Origin of the sequence: Pseudomonas sp. GM50, from assembly GCF_000282375.1 — a bacterium.
Lineage (GTDB): Bacteria > Pseudomonadota > Gammaproteobacteria > Pseudomonadales > Pseudomonadaceae > Aquipseudomonas.
On sequence record NZ_AKJK01000004.1, the window covers coordinates 39,478 to 51,892 of the forward strand.

Here is a 12,415-nt window from a genome sequence, read left to right on the forward strand (position 1 = left end):
TTCGCGGTAGCTCATTTAATGACCAGAAACATGAAGTTCAGCCACAAAATCCTGTTGGCAGCCGCTCTCGTGGTGGCCGTTGCATTCGCCTGCTTCATCCTGTTCAACGATTACCGCCAGCGGCAGACCTTGCGCAGCAGTACCGAGTCCTCGATGCAGGAACTCGGCAGCCTGACCACCAGCAACATCCAGACCTGGCTGGAAAGCCGCATCCAGTTGCTGCAATCGCTGTCCCAGCAGATCGCCGTGGACGGCAGCGCCCAGGCCAACCTCAAGCGCGCCATCGACCTGCCGGCCTACACCAGCAACTTCCAGCTGAGCTACTTCGGCGGCACCGATGGCGTGATGTTCTCGGTCCCGGCCGGCAACCGCGCCGCGGACTACGACCCGCGCGCTCGTGGCTGGTACAAGGCGGCCAACAACGCGCAACAGACCATTGTCACCGAACCCTACATCGCGGCCTCGTCCGGCAAACTGGTGATTACCGTTGCCACGCCAGTCAAACATCAGAACCAGATGATTGGCGTCGCCGGCGCAGACATTGACCTGTCCAGCGTCAGCGCGATCATCAATTTGCTGAATTTCGGCGGTCATGGGCATGCATTTATTGTCAGCGCCGACGGCAAGATCCTGATCCACCCGGACAGCAAACTGGTGCTCAAGAACCTGGCCGACGCCTATCCCAACGGCGCGCCGAAAATCAGCCCGGGCCTGAAAGAAGTCGAACTGGACGGCAAAACCCAGTTCATCTCCTTCACTCACGTCAACGGTGTGCCGTCTGCAGACTGGTACGTGGCGCTGGTACTGGACAAAGACACTGCGTTCTCGATGCTCAGCGAATTCCGCACCTCGGCGATCATCGCCATGATCATCGCCGTGGTGATCATCATCGCGCTGCTGAGCATGTTGATCCGCGTACTGATGCAACCGCTGCTGACCATGGGCCGCGCCATGCATGACATCGCCGAGGGCGAAGGCGACCTGACCAAACGCCTGACCATTCACGGCCAGGATGAATTCGGCGCGCTGGGCACCTCGTTCAACCGTTTTGTGGAACGTATTCATACCTCGATCCGCGAAGTGTCCTCGGCCACCGGCCAGGTCAATGAAGTCGCCTTACGGGTTGTCGCGGCTTCCAACTCGTCGATGTTCAACTCCGATCAGCAAGCCTCACGCACCAGCAGCGTGGCTGCAGCGATCAACGAACTGGGCGCCGCCGCCCAGGAAATCGCCCAGAACGCCGCCCTCGCCTCGCAACATTCGAGCGACGCCCGTGCCTTGGCCGAAGACGGTCAGCAAGTGGTGGATAAAACCATCGCCGCCATGCAGCAGCTATCGGCGAAGATCAGCGATTCCTGCGGCAACATCGAAACCCTGAACAGCAACACGGTGAACATCGGCCAGATTCTGGAAGTAATCACCAGCATCTCGCAGCAAACCAACCTGCTGGCGCTCAACGCAGCCATCGAAGCAGCCCGTGCCGGTGAAGCCGGCCGTGGTTTTGCCGTGGTCGCCGATGAGGTGCGCAACCTCGCCCACCGCACTCAGGATTCGGCGCAGCAAGTGCAGAAGATGATCGAAGAACTGCAAGTCGGCGCCCGGGAAGCGGTCAGCACCATGACCGACAGCCAGCGCCAGAGCGAAAGCAGCGTCGGCATCGCCAACCAGGCCGGCGAGCGCCTGGGCAGCGTGACGCAGCGCATCGGTGAGATCGACGGGATGAACCAGTCCGTGGCCACCGCGACCGAGGAGCAAACTGCTGTGGTCGAGTCGATCAACGTCGACATCACCGAGATCAACACGCTGAACCAGGAAGGTGTGGAGAACTTGCAGTCGACCTTGCGTGCGTGCGCTGATCTTGAGCAGCAGGCGGCGCGGTTGAAGCAGTTGGTGGGTAGTTTCAGGATCTAGTGTTTTCAAGGGCCCCTTCGCGGGCAAGCCTCGCTCCTACAGGGACTGCGCACAACCTGTAGGAGCGAGGCTTGCCCGCGAAGACGGCATTAGCCACAAAGAAACTTTAAAAGCGAGACCCGGGCCCTGAAAGAAACTCCAGCTCTTCAGCCGTAGATTCACGCCCCAACACCGCATTGCGATGGGGAAACCGTCCAAACCGCGCAATGATCTTCTGATGCCGCTCGGCATAATCCAGGTTATCGGCAAACACCGCCCGATCCGTCTCCGGTTGCTGTTCAACCAGATCAAGAAACCGCGAAACCGCTTCGTTCTGCACCACCAGATTTTCGCAGTGCTCGAACACCAGATAGATAAACACCCGCTGGATCGGCCGCAGTTGCCGATCGAAATCCGCAGCAATGCCTTGCGCTACCAGTGCCTGAGCCCTGAGATCGCCTGAAAAGGATTTGGGAGTGTCGCGAAAGATCATTCGCGGGAGTTGATCGAGTAGCAACACCAGGGCCAGCCAACCTTCGGGGCGTTGCACCCATTCGGTCAATCCGCCGGCCAGTGCCTGCTCGACCTGGTCCCCGAAACGCATCCGCGCTTCGAGGTCCTGGCTGTCGCGCTTGCCGAACCATAACTTGCCCTTGTCAGCCGCTATTTCGTTGGGTGATTCGAAAGATCCAAACCACCATTCGAGTAACGGCTGCCAGGGCTCGGTCATGGTTTATTCCTTGTGGTAAGCCGTGACGCGGGCAACTTCTTCTTTCGAACCGAGGAACACCGCAACACGCTGGTGCAGGCCTTCCGGCTGGATGTCGAGGATGCGCTGGTGGCCGTCAGTGGATGCGCCACCCGCTTGTTCCACCAGGAACGACATCGGGTTGGCTTCGTACATCAGGCGCAGTTTGCCCGGCTTGGACGGCTCGCGGCTGTCGCGTGGGTACATGAACAGACCGCCGCGGGTCAGGATGCGGTGCACGTCGGCCACCATCGCGGCGACCCAACGCATGTTGTAGTTCTTTTTCAGCGGACCTTCTTCGCCTGCCAGTAATTCGCCCACGTAGCGCTGTACCGGAGCTTCCCAGTGACGCTGGTTGGACGCGTTGATGGCGAACTCCTGGGTGGTTTCAGGAATGGTGATGTCTTCATGGGTCAGGACGAAGCTGCCCATTTCACGGTCCAGGGTGAAACCTTTCACGCCGTCGCCCAGGGTCAGGATCAGCATGGTCTGTGGACCATAGATGGCATAACCGGCGGCCACTTGCTGGGTACCTGGCTGCAGGAAAGCCTTTTCATTCAAGGGCTCGTTCTGGCTCAGGTATTCGTTCGGGCAACGCAGTACCGAGAAGATGGTGCCGACCGGGGCGTTGATGTCGATGTTCGACGAACCGTCCAGCGGGTCGAATACCAACAGGTAGGCGCCTTTCGGGTATTTGCCCGGGATCTGGTAGGCATTGTCCATTTCTTCGGACGCCATGCCGGCCAGGTGACCGCCCCATTCGTTGGCTTCGAGCAGGATTTCGTTGGAGATCACGTCGAGCTTCTTCTGCACTTCGCCCTGGACGTTTTCAGTGCCCATGCTGCCCAGAACGCCACCCAGGGCGCCTTTGGACACGGCGTGGCTGATTTCCTTGCAGGCACGCGCCACCACTTCGATCAGGAAGCGCAGATCGGCAGGAGTGTTGTTGCTGCGGGTCTGCTCAATCAAATAGCGACTCAAGGTAACGCGGGACATGGACGGCTCCGGTGGAATGGGGGGGCTAAAAACCCGCGCAGTTTAACGCGAGTCGGGGCGCATTTCCTCCTATCAGACGTGATACACCCAATAGAGTTCATGTGCGGGGTTGAGCGTAGTTCGAAATGGGCATGTTTACCGACCGATAAACCGCTATCGCGAGCAGGCTCGCTCCCACACGGATCGCAATCCCCTGTGGGAGCGAGCCTGCTCGCGATAGGGTGCAAAGCACCACCTTCAGGATTTGACGGGTGGCTTGCGCAGCAAGCTGAACGCCATGGCCCCCAGAACCAGCACGCTGAGCAACAGTACCGCCCACAACCCGAATTTCTTCCAGTTCGTGTTCGCCACCGTTGGCACGGTCGCCGCCGACGTCACCACGACCCCACCCTCCACCGTCGCCTTGCCCAACGCCGCCAGCTTCGCAGCGCTGTAATCCGGAATAAGCGTCGACAACGGCAAGCTCGCCGCCTTCACCGTCGCACTCCCCAGCGCCAGCGTATAAGGCCCGGCGCCGCGCGCCAGGAACACCAGTTGCGTGGAGCGCACGGCAAATCGGACGGTCGGTGCTTCGGCGCCCAGGCCACCGCCGCGCTCATCCACCGTCAGCTTCAATTGCTGCACGGTCTGGCCCGGCAGCTGCAATTCGTTCTGCACCACGTCCTGGCCATTCTGGGTCAAGCGGTAGAGCAAACCGCTGGTCAGCGTTTGCCACGGCAGGCTGGTTTCCCGACGACCCGACAACGTCACCGGTGCCAGGCTGTTGGGTTGATTCAGCTCGATCTGCAAGCGCTGGACGTTCAATCCCATCGGCAATTGCCAGATGTACTCACCGGCCTTCACGCTGGTGCCAGCCAACGGTTGCGACCAGACCAACGGCAGCGGCAAGGTGCGCGGGTTGGTGCTTTCCAGTTGCGCCGACGTCAGCACTGGCGCCAATTGCGGTGAACTCCACAGCAAGCGCAGGTAACGCGCCGATTGCCCCGGCAGGCCGACTTCATGCTGCTCGACCCGTTCGTCGGCAAACGTCAGGCGTGCCACCTGCCCTTCGCCCCACGACTGCCAATGCTGCAAATCGTCGCTGGCTTCAATGCTGAAACGCTGAAAACCATCGCGATCGCTGGTCCAATCGAGGATCAATTGCTGTAACGGCGCCTTGATGCGGCTGGCATCGAGTAACCAGCCGCGCAGCTCTTCTTCGCCTGCCTCCAACTGGCTGGACGGCTGCACTTCGATCAACGTGCCGTTGGTGTTCGATTGCACGCGCACACTCGGCGCACGTTCGGTGGCATCCGCCGAGTTGTACAACGGGAACCACTTCACATCGTTCAGCGTGCGGTTTTCGCGGGTCTGCGCAGGTTCCCGGGCCAGCGCATACGCCTGAGGCTCACCGGCGGCGTTGAACACGCGTAGATCGCTGAGATCGGTTTGTCGCGCCTTCAATTGCACGCCCAAGGGTAATTCCAGGCGATACCACGGGCCTTCGCCACTCACCGACAGCGGCACCTGCGCGGCAAAGTCCGCCGGTTTTTCCTGCGCACCGGCCGACAGTGTCACGCCCAGTACAACAGCACCCCACCAGCCCAGTTTCAGCTTCTGACTCAAGACGACACTCCTTCGGTTTCAGGGGCCGGTTTTTCAATATCCGGCACAGCCTCGGCACGCTTGGGTGGCAACGGAGCGAAATAGCCCACCACCAACAGCAACACGCCTACGCCGATAAACGACACGATCCGCGCCAGCCCGCCACGGTTACTCAATTCAACGAAGAACAACTTGGCGACCACCAGCGCGATCAGTGCCGCGCCGATCAGCCAGACTTCGCGCCGATGACGTAGATGCCCACCGATCATCAGACTCAGGGCCATCAGGGTCCAGACAATAGACAGACCCGCCTGCACCAGCATTGATTCAAGCAGTAGATCCAGCGCGAACGGCACGCCACCCCAATGGTGAGCCGCGCGCATCACCAACGCGGTGAAGAAGACGAACAGCGAAACCCCGGCAATCACTTGCGTGGCGTTATCGGCGTACTCCTTGCGAATCGCCAGTTGCGTCACGGCGCTGCGAGACCAGACGTAAACGCCGAACAGGGCAAACAACAGACCCAGCTCCAGCGGGTTAATCAGCGGCACATACGGCAGTGGCTCGGCGGTGCCGTCACTGGCGATGTTCGCCAGCCAGAACCAGCCGAGCATCAACAACGCCAACGGCGCAGCGGCATAGACCCGGTACTCGCGGGGATACTCCGATACCGGCCATGGCCATGCACGTGGTGCAGCCATCAGCACCAGATACAGGCTCGGCAGAATCGCCCAGCCCAGCCAGCGCCAGGCGTTGTACTGCTCTGACAACAGCAGCAGACCGTAACGCAGCTCCAGGGCCAATACGCCGATCAACAACCAGCAGCCGAGCACATGGGCGGTGCTCAGGGCTGTTGCGGGCAGCGTCGGCGCCAGACGCCGCAGGGAGATGAAATGCACGACGAACACCGCAGCCCAAACCAGCCAGCCGAAGTTGGCGGCCGGGTGATAACGCGAATGCCAGGCCGCGAGCAGCACCAGACCGGCGGCCGGAATCAGCAAGGTACAGAGCAAACCCAGCGACGACCACTTCAGGCGCAGCGCCAACAACGTCCACAGCGCGACACTCACGGCGGCGACGACCAGCAACAAGGTGGCTTGCAGATTCGACGGCGCAAAGCGCAGCACTTCGCTGACCCACGCCAGCGCCCACCAACCCGCACCCCACACCAGCAACACTTCGGACAAGCGTTGCAGACTCAGCCCATCAAAGGCCGAAGCATGATTGCCCAGCTGCAAACGCCAGGCCCCGACGAATGCGGCCAGCCCCAGCACCAGCGGCGTCCAGAAACCGCTGTGCGCCAGCGGTCGCAACCCTTCGCTGAGCAGCGGGCCGAGCAGGTCTGGCCCGGCGAACAGGAACGCCGCGCCGCCGATCACCTGCAACAGCAGACCAAAGACAAAACTCACGCGCTGCTTCAGGTACAGGCTCAGCCAGATGATGAACAAACCACTGGCGGCCCACACCGCGCTCGCGGTTTGCCACGGCAACACGAACAGCACCGCGAGGTTGATCAGCACCAGACCGGCCAGCAACACCACTGACAAGCCGCGCAGCAAACGCACATCACTGCGCACCATTTCGTCGCGGGCCGCCAGCAACATCCCGGCGATCAACGCCAACCCGATCAGGGACGCGCTGAGCAAACCGCTCCAACCGGCGCTGAACACCGCAGCCGACTCACCGCCCGCCCCTTGCAGCCGCAACAGGAACAACGCACCACCGAGCAGTTGCACGGCGAACGCGGTGAACAGGAAGGTTCGCGATTGCAGGCGCAGGCCGATGAACAGCGTCGCCAACCCGGCCAGCGCCCAACTGATCGCCGTGCCGTGAGTGAAGAAAAACAGCGGCGCCAGCAGATAGAGGAACGTCAACCCCAGGCAGGCCAGCACCGGTAGCGCTTGGCGCTCCCACTGCGACGCCTGCTCGGGCAACGCTTTGCGTAATTGGTAGAAGCTGAACAGCAGCGCCACACCGAGCATCAACGCCCCCAGCGGTGCGCCATCGAGCAGGCTGCTCTCACCGGTCCGCAGCTCACTGAGAAAGGCCAGTGCCGAGCCCAGCTGCAGCAGCAAGGCAAAGGCTCGCGCCAGCGGTCGTTGTTGACGCAGGCCGAGCCAGAAAATCCCCGCGCCTTCCACCGCCCAGGCGGCTGCGGTCCAACGCGCATCGAGCCCCAGCGGAATGGCCAGGCTGGCGAAGATCACGCCAAGTGCCAGACAGGTTTCCGCCAACAACAGTGCTCGACCGCCCATCAGCAACCGGGCCAGGCCCATGTAAATCATGCCCAGTGCCAAGGCGCTGAAGGCGGCGGCAAATTCCAGATGCTCCACCAGCGCGAACTGCAAACCGAAGCCCACCAGCGGAGGGGCGAACAGCATGGTGCCGTCGACGTAATCACCCTTGCGCGCCGACCAGTGCAACAGTGCATCGCGGCTGTCGTCCTCGGGCGCATCGCTCATTTCCAGCAGTTTGCGCCGGGCGAACAACAGGCCGATGGCCAGGTACATCAGGAAAAACAGGATCAGGAATGGCTCGGTGCTCCACAGCAGTTCAGGCTTGTAGGAACGCAGGCCCCAGGCAAACCCGATGCCGAAGGTGCCGACAAAACCGATCAGGTTGAGCAGCCGCCAGGCCTTGAACCATGCGATGGCGAGGATGCCGGCGTTGAGCAAGGCAAAGTAGCTGAACAACGCGACGTGGTTGCCCGCGCCGGTGGAGGTCAGGATCGGCGCGGCGAAACCGCCCAGTGCGGCAGCGGCGGCCAAGCCCAATGCGTTCTGGGTAATGGCGAGAATCGCCGAGAACACTGTGACCACCACCAGCAGCCCCAGTGCAGCCGTGGGGTCGAGCAATGGATGCAAACGCATCGCGGCAAATACGGTCAGGTACAACACCGCGATCCCGGTGCCTTGCAGCATCAGCGCGTAATTGCTGTTGCGCAGACGCAACCACCAGCCCAGCGCGAGCAGGCCCAAGGCCGCCGCCGCGACACCGGCGTAACGCAACTCGACCGGCACCACCATGCCTTCGGTGGCATAGCGCAACAGGAAGGCCAGGCCGAGGAACAACAGCACCACGCCGACTCGCAACACGGTATTACCGCCGAACAACCAGTTGCGCGCACCGCTGATGGCGCGATCGATGAAGTTCGGGCCCCGAGGCGCCGCCGGTTGCTGTGGTTCCCGGGCAACCGGTTCGGGTTTCCAGAGATCATCGGGTAGCGGACGGCTGGCTTCGGTGGCGGCCGCCGTGACGGGTTCGAGTTCAGGCGGCAGCTCCCAGATCAACTCCGGGGCTGCGACAGGGGCTTGATCAAGAGTGATTTCAAGGGATGGAACCGATTCGCTTGTCGAAGGTTCACTGGCTTCAGGTGTTTTGACGCCCGACACTTCCAGCAATGCCAATCGCTGCTCGACCGCATTCAGCGCAACCTGCGCCTGATCGAGCAAGCGTCGCTGCTCGGCGGTTTGAGTACTCAAGCGGCCGATGCGAATGGCCTGGCCAATACCCAGCCCGAGCAAAGCGCCCAACAGCGCATCGCTGAACGACTCGTCGAGTAGCCAGCCCAGCAGCAGCCCAATCAGCATGAACATCCATTGCATGGTCGATATCCCTAAGCGGCCCCGCGGTGGGGCAAATCCGGGCGATACAGCGTCAGGCTCAGTCTAGTGTGAAAACCACACAAACCTGTGGGAGCGAGCCTGCTCGCGATGGGGCCATGACATTCAGTCATTGATGTTGAATGTCAGTGCGCTATCGCGAGCAGGCTCGCTCCCACAATGGAACGCCAATGCCTGCCGCCCGGTGTAACCGGCGCTTAGTATATCGGTCCGGCCCAACAACCGTCGGGCCTGACTCGCAATTATTGCTAAAAGTTACTCCAGTGCCTTCCAGATATCCGTGGCGTACTCGCGAATGGTCCGGTCGGACGAGAACCAGCCCATCCGTGCACTGCTCAATACCGCCGAGCGCCACCACTCTTTGGAGTCGTGCCAGTGGGCCTCGACGCGCATCTGAGCGTTCCAGTAGGCGTCGAAATCGGCGCAGACCAGGAAGCGGTCATAGTCCACCAGCGAATCGATCAGCGTGGTGTAACGGGACGGATCGTCCGGCGAGAACACCCCGCCGCGAATCGCTTGCAGCACATCGTTGAGTCGATGGGAGGCGGCAATGTCCGGCGCCGCGTTGAACTCATGGTTGCGCTTGCGCGCTTCCACTTGTTCAGCGCTGAGGCCGAAGATGAACATGTGTTCGGCACCGATACGCTCGCACATTTCCACGTTGGCCCCATCCAGAGTGCCGATGGTCAGCGCGCCGTTGAGGCCGAACTTCATGTTGCTGGTGCCTGAGGCTTCGAAGCCGGCGGTGGATATCTGTTCCGACAAATCCGCCGCCGGAATGATGCTCTCCGCCAGGCTGACGTTGTAGTTGGGCAAGAACACCACTTTGAGCAAACCACGCACGGTCGGGTCGTTGTTGACCACCCGGGCGATGTCGTTGGTCAGCTTGATGATCAGCTTGGCCTGGTGATAACTGGCTGCCGCCTTACCGGCGAAGATTTTCACCCGCGGCACCCAGTCTATTTCCGGTTCGGCACGAATCGCCTGATACAGCGCAACGGTGTGCAGCAGGTTGAGCAACTGACGTTTGTACTCGTGGATCCGCTTGACCTGCACGTCGAACATCGCCGCCGGGTTGATCGCAACCCCCAGCCGTTCATGAATCAGGTACGCCAGGGCTTTCTTACTGTGCAGCCGCTGTTCGGCGAACTGTTTGCGGAATGCTGTCTTCTCGGCAAACGGTTCCAGCCCTATCAGGCGCTCTTCGGGGTTATCCAGCAGATCCGGGCCGAGGGCGTCGACCATCATCGAGGTCAACTCGGGGTTGGCCTGGTAGAGCCAACGGCGGAAGGTAATGCCGTTGGTCTTGTTGTTGATCCGCTCCGGATAAAGTTTATGCAGTTCGGAGAACACCGTGCTGCGCATCAGCTGCGTGTGCAGGCCAGACACGCCGTTGACGCTGTGAGAACCAAGGAATGCCAGGTTGCCCATGCGCACGCGACGACCGTTGTCCTCCTCGATCAGCGACACCGCACGCAACACGTCGAAATCGTGAACGCCCTTGGCCCGCAATGAGTCGATGTGCTGGGCGTTGATCAAGTAAATGATCTGCATGTGCCGAGGCAGCATCCGCTCCATCAAACCGACCGGCCAGGTTTCCAGCGCTTCCGGCAACAGCGTGTGGTTGGTGTACGACAGCGTGTCGACGGTGACCTGCCACGCCGCATCCCACGCCACGTCATAAACGTCGACCAACTGACGCATCAGCTCGGCCACGGCAATCGAGGGGTGAGTGTCGTTGAGTTGAATGGCCGCGTGATCACCCAGGGTCAGCACCGAGGTGTGCATGTTGCGATGGCGGCGCAGCAAATCCTGCAGGGACGCGGCGACGAAGAAGTATTCCTGACGCAGACGCAGCTCCTGGCCGGCCTCGGTGCTGTCCGCCGGGTAGAGCACGCGAGAGATACTTTCGGCCCGGGCCACTTCGGCTACCGCGCCCAGGTGGTCGCCCGCATTGAAGCGTTCCAGGTGCAACTCTTCCATGGCACGGGCACGCCACAGTCGTAGCGTGTTGACACTCGCGCCGCGCCAACCGACCACCGGGGTGTCATAGGCAATGGCCCGCACGGTTTCCGCCGGGGACCAGACTTGCCTGGATTTGCCGTTTTCATCGGTCACGGTTTCGACACTGCCGCCGAAGCCGATCGGGTAGGCGACCTCCGGCCGCTCGAACTCCCACGGGTTGCCGAAATCCAGCCAGTGTTCGGTCTGCTCCTGCTGCCAACCGTCGACGATGGCCTGGCGGAACAAACCGTGTTCGTAACGAATGCCGTAACCATGGCCGGCGATGCCGAGGGTCGACATGCTTTCCATGAAGCACGCCGCCAGACGCCCGAGGCCTCCATTGCCCAGTGCCGCATCGGGCTCCAGCAAGCGGATCCGTTCAATGTCCACGCCAAGTTCGGTCATGGCCTCGCGGGCCACATCGAGCAGGCCGAGATTGCTCAGGCTGTCGTAGAGCAAGCGGCCGATCAGGAATTCAAGGGAGAGGTAATAAACCCGTTTCTGGCCTTTGCGGTAGATCTGCCGGGTGTGGTCCATCCAGTGCTCGACCATGTGATCGCGCGCCGCCAGGGCGATGGCTTCGAACCAGTCGTGGTCGAAGGCGTGATCCGGGTCTTTGCCCACCGCGTAGGTAAGCTTGGTCAAGACGGCGTCGCGGAATGCGGCCACCTCTGCTTCGCGAACAAGTGGTTCTTGAGTCATCGATAGGACCTCGAGCGAGCGTGAAGTTGTCTGAGCCTAGTCGGTCTGACAGACCATTGAGACTCTGGTTCGGCAGTTTTTCCTGTTAGTGCGAGATAGGTCGACATTACGTAGTCGCGTGCCAGAAACAATGCAGGGGCCGTGCCGGACACAGGGATTATTTTGCGCCAAGCGAAAAAATCTGGCGAAAGGTTGTTCAAAAATCCACCAGTCCCGGTATGATCGCGCGCCCTGATGCACACGCTGGTAACAACCGATGATGAAGCCCAACCTGATCGCCGCCGCGGAGATCGATCGCCTCGATACCTGGGCAAAATACTCTGCCCCGATGTGCGGTTCCTGCGTGTCCAGCTGCTGTACCTTGCCGGTCGAGGTCAAGATCAAGGATCTGATCCGTATCGGCATCGTCGATGAGTTCGAGCGTGGCGATCCGCCGAAGAACATCGCCAAGCGTTTGCAAAAGGAAGGGATCGTCGAGCGCTACAACCAGAAGTCCGAGATCTTCACCCTTCAGCGCATGAGCAACAACGATTGCCTGTACCTGGATCGTAAGAGCCGTTTGTGCACTATTTATGATAAGCGCCCGGACACCTGCCGCAACCACCCGAAGATCGGACCGCGGCCGGGGTATTGCGCGTACAAGCCAAAAGAAGTGGTGCGCGAGAACAATCCGCGGACGCTGGACAAGTTCTGATCCAGAATCCCGCTGCCTGAGCCGGCCTCATCGCGAGCAGGCTCGCTCCCACAGTTGATTTTTGTCGTACACATAATCCGTGTTCAACACCGAACCCTGTGGGAGCGAGCCTGCTCGCGATGGGGCCCTCACAAACACCGCACAAACCCCAGACAATCGGCATAGGTGACGGCC

The 12,415-nt window shown here is 61.0% G+C and carries 7 protein-coding genes and 1 pseudogene; 3 read left to right on the plus strand and 5 right to left on the minus strand.

Annotation, left to right across the window (positions count from 1 at the left end):
* Positions 1-30: 30 nt before the first annotated feature.
* Positions 31-1,053, plus strand: a pseudogene (locus tag PMI30_RS32015) (HAMP domain-containing protein); the annotation flags it as partial.
* 93 nt (positions 1,054-1,146) lie between these two features.
* A complete protein-coding gene (locus tag PMI30_RS32020; protein WP_370694726.1) occupies positions 1,147-1,911 on the plus strand; it encodes a methyl-accepting chemotaxis protein in 765 nt (254 codons plus the stop codon).
* 106 nt (positions 1,912-2,017) lie between these two features.
* Here the strand turns inward: PMI30_RS32020 and PMI30_RS28585 are convergent, their stop codons facing one another.
* The 5 genes from PMI30_RS28585 to PMI30_RS28565 form a co-directional block, all read right to left on the minus strand.
* Entirely contained in the window at positions 2,018-2,620 is a 603-nt protein-coding gene (locus PMI30_RS28585) for a DUF924 family protein (protein ID WP_008005111.1), read from the minus strand.
* A 3-nt stretch (positions 2,621-2,623) separates the two neighbouring features.
* The gene (locus PMI30_RS28580; protein WP_008005114.1) at positions 2,624-3,634 is read right to left on the minus strand and encodes a class 1 fructose-bisphosphatase; all 1,011 of its coding nucleotides are present in this window, start codon (positions 3,632-3,634) and stop codon (positions 2,624-2,626) included.
* Between the two features lie 237 nt (positions 3,635-3,871).
* Positions 3,872-5,239 (minus strand): DUF3999 domain-containing protein, encoded by a 1,368-nt coding sequence (locus PMI30_RS28575; protein ID WP_008005117.1) that lies wholly within the window; start codon positions 5,237-5,239, stop codon positions 3,872-3,874.
* Positions 5,236-8,823: a DUF2339 domain-containing protein gene (locus PMI30_RS28570; protein WP_008005119.1), complete on the minus strand. Its 3,588-nt coding sequence runs from the start codon at positions 8,821-8,823 to the stop codon at positions 5,236-5,238. The genes PMI30_RS28575 and PMI30_RS28570 overlap by 4 nt, the downstream gene beginning before the upstream one ends.
* Before the next feature lie 273 nt (positions 8,824-9,096).
* A complete protein-coding gene (locus PMI30_RS28565; protein WP_008005120.1) occupies positions 9,097-11,547 on the minus strand; it encodes a glycogen/starch/alpha-glucan phosphorylase in 2,451 nt (816 codons plus the stop codon).
* A gap of 256 nt (positions 11,548-11,803) precedes the next feature.
* On the opposite strand from PMI30_RS28565, the gene PMI30_RS28560 reads away from it, so the two are divergent.
* Entirely contained in the window at positions 11,804-12,241 is a 438-nt protein-coding gene (locus PMI30_RS28560) for a YkgJ family cysteine cluster protein (protein ID WP_008005123.1), read from the plus strand.
* The last annotated feature ends 174 nt before the right edge of the window (positions 12,242-12,415 follow it).